Origin of the sequence: Alloalcanivorax sp. C16-2, from assembly GCF_046507615.1 — a bacterium.
GTDB lineage: Bacteria > Pseudomonadota > Gammaproteobacteria > Pseudomonadales > Alcanivoracaceae > Alloalcanivorax > Alloalcanivorax marinus_A.
This window is the reverse complement of sequence record NZ_JBKFTL010000001.1, coordinates 657,427-678,927: the sequence shown is the minus strand read 5'-3', so window position 1 is coordinate 678,927 and position 21,501 is coordinate 657,427. Positions and strand designations below refer to the sequence as shown.

Here is a 21,501-nt window from a genome sequence, read left to right as displayed (position 1 = left end):
ACGACGAATGGAAGCCGGATTGTAATGGAAAAGGCGATGCTTCGCCGAACGCCGGCGCGGCTATTTTTTCTTGCCGGTAAGAGCCTTGCGCAAACCGGCCATGTGCCGCCGGCTCACCGGCAGCGGCTCCTCGACACCACGCAGGTGCACCTCGAAGTGCCCCTGGGGCGAGCACTCCAGGCTCTCGATGTAGTGCATCGAGGCCAGGGTGCTGCGGTGAATGCGCACGAACAGATCCTCGAATTCCTCTTCCAGCGCCTTGAGCGGCTCGTCGATGAGCACATAACCGCCACCGAAATGCACCGCCACGTATTTCTGGTCGGCCTGGAAATAGCGCACCTCCTCGATCGGCACCACCTCCAGACCGCGGTGGGTACGGGCGCTCAGATGACGGCGGCGGCGTGGCCGGTTGACCAGCAGCTTGTGGCTCATCTCCGCCACCTGCACCCGGTTCAGGGAGCGGGTCTTGCGCAGGGCCCGGTTGAGATCGTCGGCGTTGACCGGCTTGAGCAGGTAATCCACCGCGTGCACACGGAACGCCTGCAAGGCGTGCTCGTCGTAGGCGGTGCAGAAAATCACCGCCGGCGGGTGCTCCATCTTCTGCAGATGGGCGGCCGCTTCCAGGCCATCCATGTCCGGCATGCGGATATCCATGAGCACCACGTCCGGGCGCGTGCGACCGGCGCATTCCACCGCTTCACGGCCGCTGGCGGCTTCTCCGGTGACCTCCATGTGGGCCAGTTCCACCAGCCGTTTAAGTCGCAGGCGGGCGAGCGCTTCATCGTCGCACACCAGCACCTTCATCTTGGCTACGTCCTCCATCGCCTTCCCCTCTAGCCGGGCCGTTCGCCGGACGGATAACTGATCCGGACCTCGTAGTATTGTTGTTCGTCCATCGCCTCCACCCGCACGGCGGCGCCGTACAGCGCCTCGAGCCGGTGCCGGATGTTGTCCAGCGCCATGCGGTTGCCCCGGTGGTCGCTGCCGTGATCGGGGCGCGGATTACGCACCCCGATCATCACCCGGGCCCCCTCCTGGCGGGCGTGAACGGTAACCACGCCCCCCTCGGCCAGGGGTTGGATACCGTGATAGATCGCATTTTCCAGCAAGGGCTGCAACGTCAAAAGCGGCAGAAACACGTTTTCGGGGTCCAGGTCCACCCGCCATTCGACTCGCAGCCGCTCCCCCAGACGCAGGCTTTCGATGCGCGCGTAACGCTCGCACAGCGACAATTCCTCGGCCAGGGTCACCTGGTGGTCGGAGGAGTCCCTGAGGCTGGCGCGGAACAGCCGCGACAGGTCCTCCACGGCCTGTTCGGCGGCGTCCGGATCGACCCGCACCAGGCTGGCGATGATGTTCATGGAATTGAACAGAAAATGGGGACGAATGCGCGACTGCAGCGCCTGAATGCGCGAGCGCAGCTCGGCGCGCTCCTTGAGGCGCAACTGCTCCTGCACGTAGAAGTAACGCATGATCAGGCCGGCGACGATGGCCGCGATCAGCACGTTGGAGAGGATGTCCCAGTGCCACAGTGCCCCCACCGCCGCGCCGTCGGAGGCCCAGCCCAGCAACCCACGCGCCAGCAGGCTGAACACCAGGGTGTCGAGCACCACCAGGCCCACCACCGCCAGCGCCGACCAGGCCGAGGGCAAGCGATTGAGACGGTCGCGCAGGTGGCACACCAACCCCGCCGAGGTCAGCCCCACCCACTGGATAAACAGGGAAGTAAGCGCCAGCCGCTCGATCCCGAACGGCTCGAAGTAGCCCGCCACCAGGGTGATGACGATGGCCATCAGCTCGGAGACCACCACCACCACCAGCACGGCGCGGGTGGTGCACAGGTTGGGCAGGAAAACGTTGGCTCGCGGTTCGGTCATGGCGTCACTTATCGTTTTACCGCCTACGATACCACCGTCCGGCGGTGCTATACTGCGCGCCCCGTCAATTCAGCGCCGGACGCGAGCAACGAGATGAGTGATCAGCAGCAAAACCAACTCTGGGGCGGCCGCTTCAGTGAATCCACCGATGCCTTCGTGCAGGAATTCACCGCCAGCGTCGGTTTCGACCAGCGCATGTACCGGCAGGATATCCAGGGTTCCCAGGCCCACGCCACCATGCTCGCCGAGGCCGGCGTGCTCACCAACGACGAGCGCGACGCCATTATCCAGGGGCTGGACGAGATCCGCGCCGAGATCGAGGCCGGGGACTTCCAGTGGTCCGTGGCCCTGGAAGACGTGCACATGAACATCGAGGCACGGCTCACCGACAAGATCGGCATCACCGGCAAAAAGCTGCACACCGGCCGTTCCCGCAACGACCAGGTGGCCACCGACATCCGCCTGTGGCTGCGCGACGAGATCGACCTGATCGACGGCGAGATGACCCGCCTGATGACCGGCCTGCTGGATCTGGCGGAGCGCGAAGCGGCCACCATCATGCCCGGCTTCACCCATTTACAGACCGCCCAGCCGGTGACCTTCGGCCACCACCTGCTGGCCTGGTTCGAAATGCTCAAGCGCGACCGCGAGCGCCTGCGCGATTGCCGCAAACGGGTCAACCGCATGCCCCTGGGCGCCGCTGCCCTGGCCGGCACCACCTACCCGATCCTGCGCGAACGCACCTGTGAGCTGCTCGGTTTCGACGGCGTCTGCGAGAACTCCCTGGACGCGGTCAGCGACCGGGACTTCGCCATCGAATTCTGCGCCCTGACCGCGTTGTGCGTTACTCACCTGTCGCGGATCAGCGAGGAGCTGGTGCTGTGGACCAGCGCCCAGTTCAACTTTATCGACCTGCCCGACCGCTTCTGCACCGGCAGCTCGATCATGCCGCAGAAAAAGAACCCGGACGTGCCCGAGCTGGTGCGTGGCAAGACCGGCCGCGTCAACGGCCACCTGATCGCCCTGCTGACCCTGATGAAAAGCCAGCCGCTGGCTTACAACAAGGACAACCAGGAAGACAAGGAACCGCTTTACGACGCGGTGGACACCCTGGCCGGCTGCCTGCGCGCCTTCGCCGACATGATCCCGGCCCTGGAACCGAACCGCGAAGTGATGCGCGAAGCCGCCCGCCGCGGCTTCGCCACCGCCACCGACCTGGCCGACTATCTTGTGCGCAAGGGCATTGCCTTCCGCGACTCCCACGAGATTGTCGGCAAGGCGGTGGCCTACGGCGTGGACAAGAAAAAGGACCTCAGCGAGATGTCCCTGTCGGAGCTGCGCCAGTTCAGCGACCAGATCGACGACGATGTGTTCGAGGTACTGACCCTGGAAGGCTCGGTGAGCGCCCGCAACCACATCGGCGGCACCGCCCCGGATCAGGTGCGGGCCGCCGTGGCGCGGGGCCGGAAAGTAGTGAACGCCTGAACCGTAGGAGCGGCTTCAGTCGCGATTCAGCATGCGCGGATCGCGACTGAAGCGGAACGCTGCCCGGCACCCCGGGATCAGCCGTCGGTGATGGCGCCCAGGGAGGCGGAGCTGACGGTCCTGGCGTATTTGGACAAAACGCCCCGGGTGTAGCGCGGCGACGGCGCGGTCCAGGCCGCCCGGCGGCGCTCGAACTCGGCGTCGTCCACGTTCAGGGTGATGGTGTCCGCCTCGGCGTCGATGACGATCTCGTCGCCGGTTTCCACCAGGGCGATGGGCCCGCCTTCCTGAGCCTCCGGGGTCACGTGCCCGACCACGAAACCGTGGCTGCCGCCAGAGAAGCGGCCGTCGGTGATCAGCGCCACGTCGTTGCCCAGACCCCGGCCCATGATCGCCGAGGTGGGGGTCAGCATTTCCCGCATGCCCGGACCACCCCGGGGCCCTTCATAACGAATCACCAGCACGTCACCGGCGGTGACGGTGCCGTCCATGATGCGGTCGGTGGCCTCTTCCTCGGAGTGGAACACCCGGGCGGTGCCCTTGAAGAAGGTGCCTTCCTTGCCGGTGATCTTGGCCACCGCGCCGGTGGGCGCCAGGTTGCCGTACAGAATGCGCAGGTGGCTGTCCTTTTTGATCGGGTTGTCCAGGGCGTGAATGATGTCCTGCTGTTCCGGATAGGGCGCCACGGTGGCCAGGTTTTCCGCCAGAGTATTGCCGGTGACGGTGAGGCAACCGCCGTGCAGCAGGCCGGCGTCGAGCAGGGTCTTCATCAACGGCTGGATACCGCCGATGGCCACCAGTTCACTCATCATGTAGTGGCCGCTGGGGCGCAGGTCCGCCAGCACCGGCACGCGTTGGCCGATGCGCGTGAAATCCTCCAGGGACAGGGGTACGTCCACGGTGTGCGCCAGGGCCAGCAGGTGCAGCACGGCGTTGGTGGAGCCGCCCAGGGCGATGACCACGGTGATGGCGTTCTCGAACGCTTCCCGGGTGAGGATGTCGCGGGGCTTGATATCCCGCTCGAGCAATTCCAGCACGGCGGCGCCGGCGGCGCGGCAGTCCTCCAGCTTGTCGTTGTCCTCGGCGTTTTGGGCGGAACTGCCCGGCAGACTCATGCCCAGGGCCTCAATGGCACTGGCCATGGTGTTGGCGGTGTACATGCCACCGCACGAACCCGGCCCGGGGATCGCCTCTTCTTCCACCTGCTTCACTTCGATCAGTGACTTGTCGCCCTTGGCGTGGGCGCCCACCGCCTCGAACACGGACACCAGATCGGTGTGGTTCTTGCCCGGCTTGATGGTGCCACCGTAGACGAACACCGAGGGCCGGTTGAGCCGCGCCAGGCCCATCAGGCAGCCGGGCATGTTCTTGTCGCAGCCACCGATGGCCACCAGGCCGTCGAAGCCCTCGCAGCCGGCCACGGTCTCAATGGAATCGGCGATCACTTCCCGGGACACCAGCGAATACTTCATGCCCTCGGTGCCATTGGCGATGCCGTCGGACACGGTGATGGTGTTGAAGATCACGCTCTTGCCGCCGGCGCCGTCGGCGCCTCGGCCTGCCTCGTCCGCCAGGCCGTCGATGTGCATGTTACAGGGCGTCACCCGGCTCCAGGTGGAGGCGATACCGACCTGGGGTTTCTGGAAATCCTCGTCGGTGAAACCGGTGGCGCGCAGCATGGCACGGCTGGGCGCCTTGCCCAGGCCATCCACCACGGGGGCGGAATAACGGCGCCGTTTGTCCTCGCTCATGAACTTCTCCTGCTGGATGGACGCGCCCTGGCGCGTATCGAAACTCGGCCACCCAGCATACCAGCCCGGGGCCCGCGTTCAGACCCGCGCGATGCTTTACACGATGACAAGAAAAGGTCTTTTTTCTTCACCGTTGCGCACCACCGCGCAACAGAACCGGCCCGTTCTCCCGCTTACCCTGAGCGATCCTCTGGACCACTCCTCTACGTCCAACAATATCCGGAGATCCAACCATGCTACTGACCCCGCCGGTGCGTCGACGCCTGCCGTTTTTCTGTTTGCTCGCTTCCCTGATACTCGTTCTGACCGCCTGTGGCGGCGGCGGAGGGGGCTCCGCCTCCGGGGGCGGATCAACCGTGGAAACACCCAACGCCGGCGGCAATGACGGCGGCGGCGGCGGCACGGGCGGCCCCCTGGAACCGGAACCGGAGCCGGAACCAGAACCGGAGCCGGTAAACCTGGACTGGGACGCCCCCTACGACCGCCCCGAGGAATACCCCAACACCGTCACCCTGCCGCAACAGCTGATCACCCTGCGCGACGGCATCCGGCTGTCCGCCTCGGTGACCCTGCCCGCCGACGAGGACGGCAACCCGGCGCCGGGCCCCTTCCCGGTGGTGGCCACCTTCACCGGCTACAACCAGGCACTGGGACTGATCGGCGCCGCCGATCCCTATCTGGTCAAGCGCGGTTACGCCTACATCATCGCCGACCTGCGCGGCACCGGCGCCTCGGAAGGCACCTGGCAGGCGTTCGGGGAAACCGACCACGAGGACATCGGCGAACTGCTCGATTACATCGATGCCCAACCCTGGAGCAACGGCACCCTGGGCATGAACGGCGCCTCCTACATGGGCATCACCGGCCTGCTCGCCGGCGCCCAGCGCCCGGCGGGCGTGGACGCCATCTTCGCCATCGTGCCAATGGGCGACGCCTACCGGGACATCGTGTTCCAGGGCGGCCAGATCAACGCCGGTTTCATTCCCTTGTGGGTGGCCCTGGTCACCGGCCTGGGGCTGGTGCCCACGCCGGTGGGCCTGGATAACGACCAGCCGCTTTACTATCTGGAAACGCTGCTCGACCACCTTACCGGCACCCTCACCGAGTTTCCGGTTCCGGTGGTGGGCGGCGCCCTGCTCGGCGACGAGCACAAGTACAACACTGAGTTCTGGCGGGCCCGTTCACCGCTGGAACGGATCGACCGGATCAAGGCGCCGACCTTCGTGGTAGGTGGACTGCGCGACATCTTTCAACGGGGCGAGCCTCTGATTTACGAGGCGCTGAAGAACAACGGCACCGACAGCAAGCTGCTGATCGGCCCCTGGGAACATCTGGACGGCTCCAGCGGCGCCGGGCTGCCCGCCGACGGCGTGCCGGCGCTGGCCAACATCCGCCTGGCCTGGTTCGACCACTATCTGAAGGGCATGGACACCGGCGCCGAACGCTTCCCGCCGGTGACTCAGTACCACACCGGTGAGGAACATTACCGCACCGCCAAGGACTGGCCGCATCCGCAAGCCCGCGCCGAGGTGTTCTACTTGCACGGCCAGCCTGGCCTGCCCCTGTTCGGCGCTCTGGACCGCCAGGCGCCGGGGGCGGACGGCGCGCAAACCTCGCTGCTGCAAACGCCGCTCAACGGCCTGTGTTCGGCCAGCGCCAGCCAGTGGACCGCCGGCGTGCTCGGCCTGATCACACCGCCCTGCAGCGAGCAGAACAACCTGTCGGAGTTGCTGGAGGCGGTCTACACCAGCGAGCCGCTGGAAGAGGACATGGTCATCAACGGCCCCATTGGCGGTCAGATCTGGGCTTCCACCACCGGCCTGGACACCAATGTGGTGGTGCGCGTCAGCGTGGTGGACCCGAACGGCCTCTCCAGGGAACTCACCAACGGCATCCAGATGGCCTCCATGAGCGAGTTCGACCCGCTGCGCTCGCGCTTCATGAATGGCAAGCTGGTGCAGCCTTGGCATCCCTTCACCGCCCGCAGTGGCCAGGAAATCCGGCCGCTGCGACCGTTCCGCGCCGACGTGGAGGTGTTCCCCACCAGCGCCGTGATCCCCGCTGGCCACAGGCTGCGCGTGAGCGTCGGCGCCAGCGACCTGCCCCATGGTCTGAGCCCGGTTCCGGATCTGCTGCGCGGTCTGCTCGGCGCGCTCACCGTGTACAGCACGCCGGCAATGCCGTCGCGGGTGAACATCCCGCTGGTGCCGGCCGGCTAGAACTCCATTTCCACGCTCAAGGCGGTGACGCGCCGCGGCCCCAGGGTCGCGGCCACGTCGCCGCTGGTGTTGCGGTCGTTGTAGACGTAGTAATCACGCTCGAACACGTTCTCCGAGTACAGCGTCACGGTCCAGCCATCGGCGCGCAGACCGAGCCGCGCGTTGGTGACCGTGTAACCATCCACGTATTCCTGCGGGTCGGCGCCAAAGCGGGCCAGGTAGCGGGACACGTACTTGGCATCGGCGCCGGCGAAGAAACCGCGCGGATGCTGGTAGAAAGCGCCCAGGGCCGCGTTCCATTCCGGCGCTTCCGGGAACGGCAGGCCGCTCAGATCGCCCAGGCTGTTGTCGACGAACTCGTCGAATTCCGTGTCCACATAGCCGATGGACGCGAACCCGGACCAGCGCGGGTTGAATCGATAGCGGCCTTCCAGCTCGAAGCCTTTGAGGGACGATTCACCGGCGTTGGTGACGCGCCGGGAGGTGGAGTCCCCGGGGGTGGCCAGCACCCCGACCTGCTGGTCGCTCCAGTCGGTGTAGAACAGGTTGGCGGACAACTGCAAGCGCCGGTCCAGCGCCACGCCCTTGTAGGACAGCTCGTAGGTCCAGGTCTGCTCGTCGTCGTAGCGGTACTCGGTGTTGCTGCTGCGCTGAATGCCGGCACCACCGGAGCGATAGCCTTTCTGCACCGTGAAGCCCAGGGTGTGCATGGGCGCCAGGGTACGGATCAGCGCCATCTTGGGCAGGAACACCGTGTTGCTGTGGGAGGTGCGATCATCGGTGACCACGCCGCCATTGCGGGCGAAGAAGGCATTTTCGTCCACCGAGGTATAATCGACGCGCCCCCCCAGCACCGCCTCCCAGCCCGGCTTGAAGCGATACCCCGCCTCCCCGAACAGAGCCAGGTTATCCAGATCCCGCCCGGTGCGGCTGACGTCGGAATTACCGAAATAATCCGGCCGCGCGTAGCGCCCCCGATCCTCTTCACGGGCCGCGTACAGGCCGGACACCCAGCGCCAGCGATCCCGGTCGTAGTTGGCGCGCAGTTCCTGGCTGATGATGCTCTGCTGACTGTCGCCGCGCATCACGTTGGTCTCGCCGGCGGTGCCCTCGTTCACCGAGGGACGGTCCATGTCGGTATCCGACCAGGCGGTCAATGAGGTCAGGGTCAGATCGGCGCCCAGGGCATGGGTGATCTCCAGCGACAGATTGTGGGTCTCCGCCTCGCGCGCCTCGACGAACACCGGGGTGTTGAAGTCGCCGCGCCGGTCATCGTAATCGAAGCCCAGTTGCGGGCCACCGATGTCGTCCACATAGGGCGAATCATGGGAGAACGAATAGCTCAGCAGGGCATTGGTATCGGGCAGCGCCTCCGGCAGCCACAGCAGCTTGCCGCGCAGTTGATAGTACTCATCCTCGATGAAGTCATCGTAGCGCTTGAACGACTCGTAGGTGGGGTAATGGATGTCGTTCTCGCTGGTGTGATACTCGGCGGAGAAACGATACGCCAGCTCGTCATCGATCAGCGGGCCGCTGTTCATCACCGCCGCTTCCCGGGTCTTCATGGAACCACCGGCCAGGCGCACTCGTGATTCCGGCTCGAAGGTCGGGTCCTTGGTTTTCACATAGACGGCGCCGGCCAGAGCGGCGCGACCGGTGAGCGTGGACTGCGGGCCGCGATAGACTTCCACCTGTTCCACGTCCCACAGCCCCCGGGCACCGCGCCGGGCGCCGTTGACGGTCTGCCGGGCGCCGTCCACATAGAGGCTGGCGAGCGGATCGCCGCCCGGTGTCAGGCCTTCGGAATTGATGCCCCGGATCACGAAGCCGGCGTCCGGCCAGTCGCCATCCATGACGTTGCCCAGGGTACGGAAGGCATCCCGGAAGCTGCCGATCTCGCCCTGCTCGATCTCCTCGCTGGTGACCACGCCGACACTGGCGGTGGTGTCCTCAAGCTGGGTGGTGGTCTTGGCGCCGTACACCTTTACCGGGCCAAGCACCGCCGCCCGTGGCGCCGGAGCCGGCTCCAGAACGAAGCTGTTGTCGCCGGTGAAGCGGTAACGCAGGCCGGTGCCGGCGAGCATCCGGTCGAGGGCATCCTGAACGCCATATCGGCCTTGCACGGCGGAGGCCTGGCGCCCGTCCAGCAGCGCCGGCGACGCCGACATGGTCAGGCCGGCCTGGCGGGCCAGACTCGCCAGTGCATCGGCCAGGGGCCCGGCCGGGATCGCGAAGTCATGGGTGGCATGGCGGCTGTCCACGGCGCTCTGCGCCGCCACCGCGACCGGTAGCGCCAGCGGCGCGGCCAGGCAAACAGGAAGCAACAGCCGGCGGCAGGTGGCCCGCCAGCCGGAAGGAGTGGAGATAGGCATGAAGGTCGTCCCCTGATGGTGTCTTTACTTCCATGCCGAACCAGACACCCGGAACCCGTAAATTATTTTTTCTCCACGCGCACCCACCACCGGGTACGGTGCACCACGCGCACCGGCAGGCTCTGGGCGATGGCGTCCAGGGCGGCGTCGGTATCGTTGAGCTGGAACACACCGGTGACCTTAAGGCCGGCGACGGCCTGGTCGTAGCCAAGCCAGCCGGCGCGATAATGCCCCAGCGCCTTAAGCACCTCGGCCAGGGGCGCGTCCCGGGCCTCCACCACGCCGTCTTCCCAACTTCCGGCGCGCAGCCCCGTGGTGCCCGGCGCCAACGTGCCGTCCGCCAGGCGCCAGCCCCGACCGGGGCGCACCTCGCCCAGAGACTCGCCGCCGGCGGCATGCACCGCGACCCGGCCCTGCAATACCGTGAGCCCCGTGCCCGAGCCGCCCGCGGACACCTGGAAACGGGTGCCCAGGGCATCCAGCCGACCGTCATCGGTGACCACGCGGGGCTTGTCCGCCACGGCGGCGGCTTCGGAATCCACCAGAATCTCGCCGGCGTGCAGCCGCAGGGTGGGCCTCCCTTCCCCGGCCAGCACGTCCAGGGCGGTATCCGCGTTGAGCACCACCCGGGTGCCGCCGGGCAGACGCAGGCGCTGTTGCTCCCCGGTGCCGGTGACATAATCCCGGCTCAGGCGCGATACATCGCCACCCACCAGACCCACCGCCACCAGCACCAGGACCAGCAGGCCACCGCCCAGACCGCGCCGGCGCCGCCGGCGGCGTTGCAGATGATCCAGGGTATCGGTGACCGGGAGGCCGGCCCGCCGCGCGCCACGCACCTCGTCGTCGATGGCGCCCAAACGCTCGGCGGCGCGGCGATGGCGTTCGTCGGCGTCCAGCCAGTGCTGGTAGTCACGGCGCTGGGCCGCGTCGGCGGTGCCCGAGGCCATCGTCACCGACCAGTGGATGGCGGCTTCGATGATGGCCGGGGGAAGGTCGTCGTGGCGATTCATGGCGGTGATCGGGCGCTCAACCGCCCATCAGGACCCGGTAACAGTGCCGCAGCGCCAGCGCCATGTCCTTTTCCACGGTGCTCAGGGATACCGACAGCCGCTCGGCGATGGCCGGGTAGGTGAGGCCATCGAGCTTGGCCATCAGAAAGACGGTACGCGCGCGCGGGCGCAGGTGCTCCAACAGCGCATCCAGACGGGCCAGCGCATCCACGATTTCCCAATACTCTTCCGGCGATGGCTGGTTCTCCGCCGGCAGCACCGCCAGCGTTTCCCGCCAGGCCTGCTCCACCGCCCGGCGACGATGGTGATCGACCACCAGACCGTGAGCGATGCTCGCCAGAAACGCCCGGGGCTCCCGGGGCGAGGTGCCGGCCGGCTTCAGCAGCAGGCGCACGAACACATCCTGGGACAGATCCGCGGCGGTGTCCCGACAACCCAGGCGCCGGTACAACAGGGCCCGCAACCACCCGCAGTGATCGGTGTACAGGGATTGCACGTTGCTGTGGGAAGCCACGGTCATGGGTGCGTCAGCCAGGGAAACGATCCCGGAATGCTTGCACAAATGAGATTCATTCGCAAACGCTGAGTTCGCCTCCATGGATGGCGGCGATAGACAAAACCCACTTCGTTTGTTCACCCCTTTCTGGGAGAATCCGCCTTTTCGGGCTGATCGCCCCTTCTCTTTTCTCCCCGTTACCCACGGTCCGGAGCTTGCGCATGTCTTCTTCCACCGACGCGGATACCCCCGCCGTCGCTTCGCACCCCCGTCTCGCCGAACTGGCCCTGGCCCTGGGCGGCTTCGCCATCGGCACCACCGAATTCGTGATCATGGGGTTGATGAACCCGATCGCCGACAACCTGGCGGTGGACCCGCAGAGGGTCGGCTACGCGATCAGCAGCTACGCCCTGGGCGTGGTGGTAGGCGCGCCGCTGATCTCCTGCCTGGCGGCGCGGGTGCCCAAACGCACCCTGCTGATCGGTCTGATGCTGCTGTTCGCGCTGGGCAACGTGGCCAGCGCCCTGGCGCCGGGCTTCTGGTCGTTCGTGGGCCTGCGCTTTATCGCCGGCCTGCCCCACGGCGCCTATTTCGGCGTCGCCGCCCTGGTGGCCGCGGCGGCGGTGCCCGGCAATCAGCGCGCCCGGGCGGTGGCCCGGGTGATGCTGGGGCTGACCGTGGCGATTCTGCTCGGCGCGCCCCTGGGCACCTGGGCCGGCAATCAGTTCGGCTGGCCGGTGGCCTTCGCCTCGGTGGGGGTGATCGCCACCACCACCGCGCTGATGGTATGGCTGTTCGTGCCGTTCGTGCCCGCCGACCGTGACGCCTCGCCGCTGCGCGAACTGGGCGCGCTGGCCAACCAGCAGGTGTTGTTCACCCTGGGCATCGCCAGCGTCGGTTTCGGCGGCATGTTCGCGGTGTTCAGCTATGTGATGCCCACCCTCACCCAGCAGGCCGGCATGGCCGAGGCCCTGGGTCCGCTGGTGCTGGCGATCTTCGGTGTCGGCACCCTGCTGGGCACCCTGGTGGGCGCGCGAGTGGCGGACTGGAACCTGATCCGCGCCATCCCGCTGATTCTGGCCTGGTGTCTGGTGGTGCAGACACTGTTCTTCTTCGTCGCCGACTGGGTGGCGCCGGCGCTGCTGTTCGTGGGTCTGGTGGGCACCAGCATCGCCCTGGGGCCGGCGATCCAGACCCGTCTCATGGACGTGGCCGGCGACGCTCAGACCATGGCGGCATCGCTCAACCACGCCGCCTTCAACCTGGCCAACGCCCTGGGCGCCTGGCTGGCCGGGCTGGTGATCGATCAGGGCGCGGTGTGGTCCAGCACCGGGCTGGTGGGCGCGGCTCTTGCGATCGGCGGCATCCTGATTTTCCTGGCCGGGCGCCGGGCGGAGAAGAGGTCGGCGGATCGCGGCTGAAGCTGCTCCTACGACGGCGCCGTTGCAGGAGCGGCTTCAGCCGCGAAAGGTTTTAACGCACGCCGGCGGAGAGCGGCTCCGGTTGCACCAGCTGGCCGGTGAGCGGGAAACGGATGCGCACCCGCAGGCCACCGTCCGGGTGATTGTCCAGGCGCATGTCGCCGTGGTGCATATCGACGATGCGCTTGACGATGGCCAGCCCGAGGCCACTGCCGGACAGGGTGCGCGCCACTTCTCCCCGGGAAAACGGCTGCAGCAGCAGCGGGATGTCTTCCTCGCGCACGCCCTTGCCGTGGTCGCGCACGGTCAGCCGCAGGGCGTTGTCGTCCACCTCGGTGTCGATTTCCACCGGCGGCGCGCCATACTTCAGCGCATTGGTGATCAGGTTCGAGAGCATGCGCTTGACGGTGAGCCGCTTGAGCATCAGGCGCGGCAGATCCTGCTGGTGGATGCGCAGCTTCTCCGCCGGGTACTTGCCCACCACCTCGTCGATCAGGCTGTTGAGGTTCTCGTAGTCCGGCTGTTCATCGGCGCCATCGCGGATGAAGGCGATGAACTGGTCGAGAATGGCGTCCATGTCCTCGATGTCCTCGATGATGCCCTGGGACATTTCCTCATCGTCGAGGAATTCCGCCGACAGGCGCAGCCGGGTGAGCGGCGTGCGCAGGTCGTGGGACACCCCGGCCAGCAGCAGGGCCCGGTCGCGCTGGGCCTGCTGGAGCTGGCTGGTCATGCGGTTGAAAGCCCGGTTCACCGCCTGGATCTCGGTAGGGCCGGTGCGGTCGTCGAGCACCGGCACCGCTTCGCCGCGCCCCACCTTGAGCGCCACCCGGCCCAGCCGGCGCAACGGCCGGTTCAGGCTGCGGGCGATCAGCAGGCCGCCGATCACCGCCAGCAGCGGTACCGTCACCCCCCAGCCAAGCAGCAAATAGCGGTCGTAATCGCGGAAGAACGCCATCGGCACCCGCAGCCAGCCGCCCTCGAAGGAAGGCGCCGTGACCCACAGGACCGGCTGCCGGTCGTCTTCCAGGCGCACCGTGGCGTGCTCGCCCAGGCGTTCGGAGAGCTCCTGGCGGAAGCGATCCACCACCGGTTTGGAGAGCACCAGGGTCTGGGGCGTGCGCACGTCCGGCGGCGTGCCGGGCAGGATGCCGGTGGTCTCGCCCAGACGCTCGCCCAGGGAGGCATCCACTCCAGGCTGGAACACCAATTCCGCCTGCAGAGCGGTAAGGCGGGCGTATTCACGGATACCGGGCAGGTAGGCGTTACGGGCGAAAAACCAGAGCGTGACGCCCTGGCTGACGCCGATCACCAGACCGACGATCAGCGCCGCCCGGGTGAAGGCGGTTTTTGGCAGCAGGCTGGCCACGGCGGCTCAGCGCTCAGTCCGGCACGAACACATAGCCCACGCCCCACACGGTCTGGATATAGCGCGGCTTGGACGGATCGTCTTCAAGAAGACGGCGCAGGCGTGACACCTGGACATCGATGGAACGCTCCATGGCGGACCATTCACGACCCCGGGCCAGGCTCATCAGCTTGTCGCGGGTAAGCGGCTCGCGCTGGTTCTGCACCAGCGCCTTGAGCACCGCGAATTCGCCGGTGGTGAGCGGTTGTGGATCGCCATCGCGGGCCAGGGTGCGGTTGCCCAGATCCAGGGTCCAGGGGCCGAAGCCGACCACCGATTCCTCCTTGCTGGGCGCGCCGGGCACCTCGCGCACATGACGACGCAGCACGGCGCGGATGCGGGCGCTCAATTCCTTGGGGTTGAACGGCTTCGGCAGGTAATCGTCGGCGCCGGCGTCCAGGCCCTCGATGCGCTCGGCGTCGTCGCCCTTGGCGGTGAGCATGATGATCGGCAGGTTATTGTCGCCGTCCCGCAGACGGCGGCAGATGGACAGGCCATCCTCGCCGGGCAACATCAGGTCCAGCACCATCAGGGAATAGATTTCCCGCGACAGGGCCCGGTCCATCTGCTCGGCGTCGGCCACCGCCTTGACCGCGTAACCCTGCTCTTCCAGAAACCGCTGCAGCAGACCACGCAGGCGCGCGTCGTCGTCCACTACCAGTATCTTTTCCACTTGTTCGCTCATGACGTTCCTCGGATTTGCCGCCCGGCTGGTGTACCGCGCCCGGGGGGCGCCGGGCAAGCCTGGATTGTATAGAAAGATTACCGGCACCGCGCTCCAGGCCGTGACGCAAATTGGCAATCTGTGCCGATTTTCATCAAGTTACGGGACCCCGCGCCCTTGCTATCATTGCCCGGCGTGGAGGAACGAACTATGGCAAAAATACTCGTGGTCGATGATTCCCCGACCCAGCTGACCAACCTGGTGAAGATGGTGGAGAGCCAGGGCCATCAGGCGGTGACCGCCAGCAATGGCATGGAAGGCATCGAGCAAGCGCGGGCGGAACAACCGGATCTGATTCTCATGGACGTGGTGATGCCGGAGCTGAACGGCTTCCAGGCCACCCGCAAGATCGCCAAGGACGAGGATCTGAACCACATTCCCGTGGTCCTGGTAACCACCAAGGACCAGGAGACCGACAAAGTCTGGGGCGAGCGCCAGGGCGCCGTGGGCTACATCGTCAAACCGCCCCAGGAGGCGGAACTGGCGGCGATGATCGGTAAAGTGCTGGGATAACCACACCCCACCCCGTCAAGTCAATCTATGAACGACCGGAGTCATTCCCTATGATTCCGGTCGTTTCGTATCGAAGCGCCCGCATGCAACGTGCCCACGCGCAAGCCAGGAACCACCATGGAAAGCATCGAACAGATCATCGCCCAGGAACTCAATGCCCAGCCCCGCCAGGTGGCGGCCGCCGTGGCCCTGCTCGACGAAGGCGCCACCGTGCCCTTCATCGCCCGTTACCGTAAAGAGGTGACCGGCGGTCTCGACGACACCCAGCTGCGCACCCTGGAGGAGCGGCTGCGCTACCTCCGCGAGCTGGAGGAACGGCGCGACACCATCCTCAAAAGCATCGCCGAGCAGGATAAGCTGACCCCGGAGCTGGAGAAGGCGATCAAGCAGGCGGACACCAAGACCCGCCTGGAAGATCTTTACCTGCCGTACAAGCCGAAACGCCGTACCCGCGCGCAGATCGCCCGGGAGGCGGGCCTGGAACCGCTGGCGCGGGCGCTGATCGGGGACCCCACCCTGGACCCGGAGACCGAGGCCGCCGGCTACCTCAACGAGGAACACAAGATCGCCACCGCCAAGGACGCCCTGGACGGTGCCAAGCAGATCCTCATGGAGGAGTTCGCCGAAAACGCCGAGCTGCTCACCCGGCTGCGCACCTGGCTGTGGGACCAGGCCCACATTCAAGCCCGGGTGGCGGACGGTAAGGAAGAGGAAGGCGCCAAGTTCCGCGATTACTTCGAACACGGCGAAGCGCTTAAGGCAATTCCCAGCCACCGCGCCCTGGCCCTGTTCCGTGGCCGTAACGAGGGCGTGCTGCATGTGTCCATGGTGCTGCCCGAGGAACTGGAAAACGCCGATCCCCACCCCTGCGTGGCCATGGTCACCCAGGTGGCGGACTGGAAGGACCAGGGCCGCGCCGCCGATGCCTGGCTGGGCGAGGTAATGCGCTGGACCTGGAAGATCAAGCTCAACACCCACCTGGAAACCGAGCTGCTGGGCCGGGTGCGCGAGCTGGCCGAGGAAGAGGCGATCCAGGTGTTCGCGCGTAACCTGAAGAGCCTGCTGATGGCCTCCCCGGCGGGCCCCAAGGCCACCATGGGCCTGGACCCGGGCCTGCGCACCGGGGTCAAGGTGGTGGTGGTGGACGCCACCGGCAAGCTGCTGGAACACACCACCATCTTCCCGCACCAGCCCAGGAAACAGTGGGACCAGTCCCTGGCGACCCTGGCCAAGCTGTGCACCAAGCACGGCGTGGACCTGATCGCCATCGGCAATGGCACCGCCAGCCGCGAAACCGACAAGCTGGCCGGCGAGCTGGTCAAGGCCCTGCGCGACAAGCAGGCGATGCAGAAGATCATGGTCTCCGAAGCGGGCGCCTCGGTGTACTCCGCCTCGGAACTGGCGGCGCGGGAATTCCCGGATCTGGACGTGTCGTTCCGGGGCGCGGTGTCGATCGCCCGCCGCCTGCAGGACCCGCTCGCCGAGCTGGTGAAGATCGATCCCAAATCGATTGGCGTGGGCCAGTACCAGCACGACGTCAGCCAGGTGAAGATGTCGCGTTCCCTGGACGCGGTGGTGGAAGACTGCGTGAACGCCGTGGGCGTGGACGTGAACACCGCCAGCGCGCCGTTGCTGGCGCGCATCGCCGGCCTCAACGCCACCATCGCCGGCAACATCGTCAGCTTCCGCGAGAAGAACGGCGCCTTCAATAACCGCGACGCCCTCAAGCAGGTGCCGCGCCTGGGCGACAAGACCTTCGAGCAGGCCGCCGGCTTCCTGCGCATCATGAACGGCGAGAATCCGCTGGACGCCTCCTCCGTGCACCCGGAAGCCTACCCGGTGGTGGAGAAGATCGCCGAGAAGCACGGCCGTCCGCTCAAGGACCTGATCGGCGACGCACCGTTCCTGAAATCCGTGAAACCGGCGGAATTCACCGACGACACCTTCGGCCTGCCCACCGTCACCGACATTCTCAGCGAGCTGGAAAAGCCGGGCCGCGACCCGCGCCCGGAGTTCAAGGCCGCCGAGTTCAAGGAAGGGGTGGAAACCCTGAACGACCTGAAGCCGGGCATGATGCTGGAAGGCGCGGTGACCAACGTGACCAACTTCGGCGCCTTCGTGGACATCGGCGTGCACCAGGACGGCCTGGTGCATGTCTCCGCCCTGGCCGACAAGTTCGTGGAAGACCCCCACGACGTGGTCAAGCCCGGCGACATCGTCAAGGTGAAGGTGCTGGAGGTGGACATGCCGCGCAAGCGCATCAGCCTGACCATGCGCCTGGATGACCGCCACCAGGACAAGCCAGCCGCCGGCGCGCCGGCGGGCAACGCGCGCAACCGCAAGGGTGGCCAGCGCTCCGGCGGTGGCAAGCAGCGCGGCGGCCAGCAGCAGTCGCAATCCCAGGGGGCCCTGGGAGCGGCGTTCGCCAAGGCCTTCGAACAGCAAAAGAAACGAGGCTGACCGCCGGGCCCGCGCGCGGATCGCGATTCCCGCGCACAGGCCCTACCATACAGGCTGTTCACGCCCACAACCCCTGGCGGCGCCCCGGCGCCGCCGGTCAGATGGAAAGGCCCATGACCGACATGCTCAGCCAGCGAATCCAGGCCCTGCTGGACTCGGACGCCGCCGCCACCCTGGCGGACATTCATCGCGGCATCGAGAAGGAAAGTCTGCGTATCACCGAGCAGGGCACCCTGGCGCGCACGCCACACCCCCGGGAACTGGGCTCGGCGCTGACCCACCCGTACATCACCACGGACTATTCCGAGGCACTGCTGGAATTCATCACGCCGCCCACCACCTGCCTGCGCCGACCGATCGAATTCCTCGAACAGCTGCACCGTTACACCTACCGGCACATTGGCGACGAACTGCTGTGGGTGAACTCCATGCCCTGCATGATCGGCCAGGACGAGGACGTGCCGGTGGCCGAGTACGGCAGCTCCAACGTGGGCCGCATGAAACACATCTACCGTATCGGTCTGGGCCACCGCTACGGGCGCAAGATGCAGACCATCGCCGGCATCCACTACAACTTTTCCTTCCCGGAAGAGTTCTGGCGCATCAACCGGGAGCTGGAAGGCGACGACCGCCCCCTGCAGGCGCATATTTCCCAGCGTTACTTCGATCTGACCCGCAACTTCCAGCGTTATTCCTGGCTGCTGGTGTACCTGTTCGGCGCCTCGCCGGCCCTGTGCGCCTCGTTCCTGGCCGGTCGAGAGCATCACCTGCTGGAGCGTTTCGACCACAGCCTGTACACGCCCAACGCCACCAGCCTGCGCATGAGTGACCTGGGTTACCAGAACAACGCCCAGTCGTCCCTGGCGATCAGCTACAACAATCTCCAGGAGTACGTGGACACCCTGACCCACGCCATCAAGACGCCGGAACCGGCCTACGAACAGCTCGGCGTGCTCGACGCCAACGGCGATTACCAGCAGCTCAACGCCAACATCCTGCAGATCGAGAACGAGTACTACTCCTCGATCCGCCCCAAGCGCGCCATTAACAAAGGCGAACGGCCCACCCTGGCACTGCAGCGGCGTGGCGTGGAGTACATCGAGATCCGGGCGCTGGATCTGAACCCGTTCGAGCCGGTGGGCATCAATCAGCAGGACATTCGCTTCCTGGACCTGTTCGCCACCTACTGCCTGCTGCGCGAATCACAGCAACTGGAGCGCTGCGACCTGAACGCCAGCAAGGAAAACCTGCGTCGGGTGGTCTATCAGGGCCGTGACACCAGCGTGCGGCTGGACAACTGGGGCAAGGCGGTGACCCTGCGCCAGTGGGGCCTGGAGAAACTCGACCAGATGACCCCCATCGCCGAGCTGTTCGACCGCTGCCACGGCGGTAGCGACTACGCCCACGCCCTGGAGGTTCAGCGCGAGAAGATCCGCACCCCGGACGCCACCCCTTCCGGACGCATCCTGGACACCCTGGAAAGCCACGACCAGGGCTTCTTCCGCTTCGCCATGAACCAGGCACTGGCGCACCGGGATCACTTCCTGGGCGAGAATCTGGACCCGGCGGTGGACCAGCGGCTGCGCCAGGCGGCGCAAACCAGCCTCGCCGAACAGGCCGAATGCGAAGCGCGCCCGGAGATCCCCTTCGAACAATACCTGGAGGCCTACTTCCAGGGCTGACGGTCGGATAAAGGGTCGAAAAATGTTAACGAGTGGCCATGGCGGCCACGCCCTCCGGTGCTAGTCTCGATCATGGAGTTCCCAGCGCGCCCGGCGCTTTCCGGGCAAGGAGGGGGAAATGTTCGAGCCGACGTCGGATCCGTTCGAGAAGGCCTATAACCGCGGCTGCATGTGGGGCATGGCCGGCGGACGCGTGAATCAGTGCCCCTACCTCGACGAGGCCTTGATGGAATGGTGGGTGCAGGGCTGGGAAGCCGGCGCCGCCGCCTGGCGCGATCGCCGGGAACCCGCCACGTCCCGCGACGTCTGAGTCAGCAAAGGACTCAAAAAAAGGATCGGAACCACCATGAAAACCCTTCTCCCGGCGCCGCGCGCGCTTTACGGACTGACTTTGCTTGCCTGTCTGGCGGCCTTTCTGGGCGCCCTTTATATGCAGCACGTGGAGGGCCTGGAGCCCTGCCCGCTGTGCATCTTCCAGCGCGTGGCGCTGATCGTGGTAATGGTGATCCTGCTGATCGCCACCCTGCATGGCCCCAAGGGCGTGGGCGTGCGCGTCTACGCGATACTGACCGGCCTGGCCGCCCTGGGCGGCGGCGCCATCGCCATTCGCCACCTGTGGCTGCAAAGCCTGCCGCCGGATCAGGTTCCCTCCTGCGGCCCATCCCTGGACTACATGCTCGACGCCTTCCCGCTCCAGGAAGTACTGGCCACGGTGCTGTCGGGCTCCGGGGAATGCGCCGAGGTGAGCTGGCGCTTTCTCGGCCTGACCATCCCGGGCTGGTCCCTGGTGGTGTTCGGCGGCGTACTGATCGTGGCTCTGATACAATTGTTCCGCCCGCGCAGGGGCTGAACCCAATAGCATAATAATCGCGGCTGAAGCCGCTCCTACACGACCCCTTCGGTAGGAGCCGGCTTCAGCCGCGATTTGGTTTGGCCCCGCGCCACCGTGTGTATCCGGCCCGCGGAGACTGAACCGTGCTTGATGGTCTGCTGATTCTGCTGTTGTTCCAATTCCTTGGTGAGGTGGTGATCCACTTCACCGGCTTGCCATTACCGGCGCCGGTGGTGGGCATGGTGCTGTTGCTGCTGGCACTGATGTTCAATCTGCCCGGCGGTGACCGGGTCTCCGAGGCCGCCGGCGCCCTGATCCGCCATATCAGCCTGCTGATCTTCCCGCTGGGCGTGGGCATCGTGCTGCAATGGAGCCGCTATCAGGACTACGCCCTCGCCCTTACCGTGGCGGTGGTGTTCGGCACCATCGTGACCATGGTGCTGGTGACCCTGTTGCTCAAGGTGCTGATGCCCCGGGAGCACCACCATGACTGATCTGCTGCACACCCCCCTGTTCGGCCTGCTGCTCACCCTGGCCAGCTACCGGGTGGCCACCTGGATTTACGGCAAGGCCCACAGCCTGCCGGTGTTCCACCCGTTTCTGGTGGCCTCCATTCCGGTGGTGGTGGTGCTGCCCCTGGCGGGGCTGTCCTACGAGGAGTATCGCGAGCAGATCCAGGGCTTGTCCTTCCTGCTGGGGCCGGCCACGGTGGCGCTGGCCTGGCCACTCTACCGGCAACTGCGCACCGTGCGCAGCGTCTGGAAGCCGGTGCTGATCACCACTCTGGTGGGCGCCGTCCTGGCCGCCGGCATCGCCGTGCTGCTGGCCTGGTGGCTGGGCGCCCCGGAGCCGGTGGTGGGCTCCCTGGCGCCGAAATCGATCACCACGCCGATCGCCGTGGAGGTGGTGCGCAGCACCGACGGTTTCGTCGCCCTGGCCGCCGGGGCGGTGGCCATCACCGGCATCGTCGGCGCCCTGGTGGCCGGCCCGGTGTTCCGGCTGCTGCGGGTGCGCGATGATCGTATTCGCGGTTTCGCCCTGGGCCTGGTGGCCCATGCCATCGGCACCGCCCGGGCTTTCGAATACGGTGAGAAAGCCGGCGCTTTCGCCAGTCTGGCCCTGGGACTGACCGGCCTGGTCACCGCTCTGGCGCTGCCCTGGCTGTGGCCCTGGGTTGCCGGCCTGCTGTTCGGAATATAACCAGCGGTGTTTATGAAGAATCCGTCTTTACCGGCAACCCTATGAACC

18 protein-coding genes are annotated in these 21,501 nt (G+C 66.4%); 10 read left to right on the top strand and 8 right to left on the bottom strand.

The annotated features are described in order from the left end of the window. Positions 1-60: 60 nt before the first annotated feature. Both ACLD02_RS03215 and ACLD02_RS03210 read right to left on the bottom strand, forming a co-directional pair. A complete protein-coding gene (locus tag ACLD02_RS03215; protein WP_203104531.1) occupies positions 61-804 on the bottom strand; it encodes a LytR/AlgR family response regulator transcription factor in 744 nt (247 codons plus the stop codon). A gap of 29 nt (positions 805-833) precedes the next feature. Then, complete coding sequence (locus ACLD02_RS03210; protein ID WP_410297920.1) at positions 834-1,877, bottom strand: sensor histidine kinase; 1,044 nt, start codon at positions 1,875-1,877, stop codon at positions 834-836. Positions 1,878-1,970: 93 nt separating this feature from the next. Here ACLD02_RS03210 and argH point away from each other — a divergent pair, with 93 nt between their 5' ends. Continuing rightward, entirely contained in the window at positions 1,971-3,362 is a 1,392-nt protein-coding gene (gene argH, locus ACLD02_RS03205) for an argininosuccinate lyase (protein ID WP_203103510.1), read from the top strand. 77 nt (positions 3,363-3,439) lie between these two features. Here argH and ilvD read toward each other — a convergent pair whose 3' ends face one another. Further along, positions 3,440-5,113, bottom strand: coding sequence for a dihydroxy-acid dehydratase (gene ilvD, locus ACLD02_RS03200; protein ID WP_203103512.1), 1,674 nt, complete (start codon positions 5,111-5,113; stop codon positions 3,440-3,442). Between the two features lie 356 nt (positions 5,114-5,469). Between ilvD and ACLD02_RS03195 the strand changes: the two genes are divergently transcribed. Continuing rightward, a complete protein-coding gene (locus tag ACLD02_RS03195; protein WP_410297919.1) occupies positions 5,470-7,332 on the top strand; it encodes a CocE/NonD family hydrolase in 1,863 nt (620 codons plus the stop codon). Here ACLD02_RS03195 and ACLD02_RS03190 read toward each other — a convergent pair. From ACLD02_RS03190 to ACLD02_RS03180, 3 genes are all read right to left on the bottom strand, one after another. Further along, entirely contained in the window at positions 7,329-9,704 is a 2,376-nt protein-coding gene (locus ACLD02_RS03190; RefSeq protein WP_203103516.1) for a TonB-dependent receptor domain-containing protein, read from the bottom strand. The two genes, ACLD02_RS03195 and ACLD02_RS03190, sit on opposite strands and share 4 nt — an antisense overlap. Positions 9,705-9,766: 62 nt before the next feature. Next, positions 9,767-10,717 (bottom strand): FecR family protein, encoded by a 951-nt coding sequence (locus tag ACLD02_RS03185; RefSeq protein ID WP_410297918.1) that lies wholly within the window; start codon positions 10,715-10,717, stop codon positions 9,767-9,769. A gap of 16 nt (positions 10,718-10,733) precedes the next feature. Beyond that, positions 10,734-11,237, bottom strand: a complete 504-nt coding sequence (locus tag ACLD02_RS03180; RefSeq protein ID WP_203103520.1) for a sigma-70 family RNA polymerase sigma factor — start codon at positions 11,235-11,237, stop codon at positions 10,734-10,736. A gap of 197 nt (positions 11,238-11,434) precedes the next feature. Between ACLD02_RS03180 and ACLD02_RS03175 the strand changes: the two genes are divergently transcribed. Beyond that, positions 11,435-12,634, top strand: coding sequence for an MFS transporter (locus ACLD02_RS03175; RefSeq protein ID WP_203103522.1), 1,200 nt, complete (start codon positions 11,435-11,437; stop codon positions 12,632-12,634). 52 nt (positions 12,635-12,686) lie between these two features. Here ACLD02_RS03175 and ACLD02_RS03170 read toward each other — a convergent pair whose 3' ends face one another. Both ACLD02_RS03170 and ompR read right to left on the bottom strand, forming a co-directional pair. After that, the gene (locus ACLD02_RS03170; protein ID WP_203103524.1) at positions 12,687-14,003 is read right to left on the bottom strand and encodes an ATP-binding protein; all 1,317 of its coding nucleotides are present in this window, start codon (positions 14,001-14,003) and stop codon (positions 12,687-12,689) included. A gap of 13 nt (positions 14,004-14,016) precedes the next feature. Beyond that, positions 14,017-14,727, bottom strand: coding sequence for a two-component system response regulator OmpR (gene ompR / locus ACLD02_RS03165; protein WP_203103534.1), 711 nt, complete (start codon positions 14,725-14,727; stop codon positions 14,017-14,019). Positions 14,728-14,916: 189 nt separating this feature from the next. On the opposite strand from ompR, the gene ACLD02_RS03160 reads away from it, so the two are divergent. The 7 genes from ACLD02_RS03160 (at position 14,917) to ACLD02_RS03130 (ending at position 21,453) form a co-directional block, all read left to right on the top strand. Next, positions 14,917-15,279 (top strand): PleD family two-component system response regulator, encoded by a 363-nt coding sequence (locus tag ACLD02_RS03160; protein ID WP_203103536.1) that lies wholly within the window; start codon positions 14,917-14,919, stop codon positions 15,277-15,279. 117 nt (positions 15,280-15,396) lie between these two features. After that, positions 15,397-17,739, top strand: a complete 2,343-nt coding sequence (locus tag ACLD02_RS03155) for a Tex family protein (RefSeq protein ID WP_410297917.1) — start codon at positions 15,397-15,399, stop codon at positions 17,737-17,739. Positions 17,740-17,852: 113 nt separating this feature from the next. Next, the gene (gshA, locus tag ACLD02_RS03150) at positions 17,853-19,421 is read left to right on the top strand and encodes a glutamate--cysteine ligase (protein WP_203103540.1); all 1,569 of its coding nucleotides are present in this window, start codon (positions 17,853-17,855) and stop codon (positions 19,419-19,421) included. A 118-nt stretch (positions 19,422-19,539) separates the two neighbouring features. Continuing rightward, entirely contained in the window at positions 19,540-19,731 is a 192-nt protein-coding gene (rmf, locus tag ACLD02_RS03145; RefSeq protein WP_203103542.1) for a ribosome modulation factor, read from the top strand. Between the two features lie 36 nt (positions 19,732-19,767). Continuing rightward, positions 19,768-20,271 carry a disulfide bond formation protein B gene (locus tag ACLD02_RS03140; RefSeq protein ID WP_203103544.1) on the top strand — a complete coding sequence of 168 codons (504 nt, stop codon included), beginning with the start codon at positions 19,768-19,770 and terminating at the stop codon, positions 20,269-20,271. Positions 20,272-20,396: 125 nt separating this feature from the next. Continuing rightward, positions 20,397-20,747: a CidA/LrgA family protein gene (locus ACLD02_RS03135; protein WP_203103546.1), complete on the top strand. Its 351-nt coding sequence runs from the start codon at positions 20,397-20,399 to the stop codon at positions 20,745-20,747. Continuing rightward, positions 20,740-21,453 carry an LrgB family protein gene (locus ACLD02_RS03130; protein WP_203103548.1) on the top strand — a complete coding sequence of 238 codons (714 nt, stop codon included), beginning with the start codon at positions 20,740-20,742 and terminating at the stop codon, positions 21,451-21,453. Before ACLD02_RS03135 ends, ACLD02_RS03130 begins: the two co-directional genes overlap by 8 nt. Positions 21,454-21,501: the final 48 nt, after the last annotated feature.

Excerpts from the sequence above, each read along its gene's own strand:
- ACLD02_RS03215 (WP_203104531.1), bottom strand. The coding sequence starts at position 804 with ATGAAGGTGCTGGTGTGCGACGATGAAGCGCTCGCCCGCCTGCGACTT.
- ACLD02_RS03210 (WP_410297920.1), bottom strand. The coding sequence starts at position 1,877 with ATGACCGAACCGCGAGCCAACGTTTTCCTGCCCAACCTGTGCACCACC.
- argH (WP_203103510.1), top strand. The coding sequence starts at position 1,971 with ATGAGTGATCAGCAGCAAAACCAACTCTGGGGCGGCCGCTTCAGTGAA.
- ilvD (WP_203103512.1), bottom strand. The coding sequence starts at position 5,113 with ATGAGCGAGGACAAACGGCGCCGTTATTCCGCCCCCGTGGTGGATGGC.
- ACLD02_RS03190 (WP_203103516.1), bottom strand. The coding sequence starts at position 9,704 with ATGCCTATCTCCACTCCTTCCGGCTGGCGGGCCACCTGCCGCCGGCTG.
- ACLD02_RS03185 (WP_410297918.1), bottom strand. The coding sequence starts at position 10,717 with ATGAATCGCCACGACGACCTTCCCCCGGCCATCATCGAAGCCGCCATC.
- ACLD02_RS03180 (WP_203103520.1), bottom strand. The coding sequence starts at position 11,237 with ATGACCGTGGCTTCCCACAGCAACGTGCAATCCCTGTACACCGATCAC.
- ACLD02_RS03175 (WP_203103522.1), top strand. The coding sequence starts at position 11,435 with ATGTCTTCTTCCACCGACGCGGATACCCCCGCCGTCGCTTCGCACCCC.
- ompR (WP_203103534.1), bottom strand. The coding sequence starts at position 14,727 with ATGAGCGAACAAGTGGAAAAGATACTGGTAGTGGACGACGACGCGCGC.
- ACLD02_RS03160 (WP_203103536.1), top strand. The coding sequence starts at position 14,917 with ATGGCAAAAATACTCGTGGTCGATGATTCCCCGACCCAGCTGACCAAC.
- ACLD02_RS03155 (WP_410297917.1), top strand. The coding sequence starts at position 15,397 with ATGGAAAGCATCGAACAGATCATCGCCCAGGAACTCAATGCCCAGCCC.
- gshA (WP_203103540.1), top strand. The coding sequence starts at position 17,853 with ATGACCGACATGCTCAGCCAGCGAATCCAGGCCCTGCTGGACTCGGAC.
- rmf (WP_203103542.1), top strand. The coding sequence starts at position 19,540 with ATGTTCGAGCCGACGTCGGATCCGTTCGAGAAGGCCTATAACCGCGGC.
- ACLD02_RS03140 (WP_203103544.1), top strand. The coding sequence starts at position 19,768 with ATGAAAACCCTTCTCCCGGCGCCGCGCGCGCTTTACGGACTGACTTTG.
- ACLD02_RS03130 (WP_203103548.1), top strand. The coding sequence starts at position 20,740 with ATGACTGATCTGCTGCACACCCCCCTGTTCGGCCTGCTGCTCACCCTG.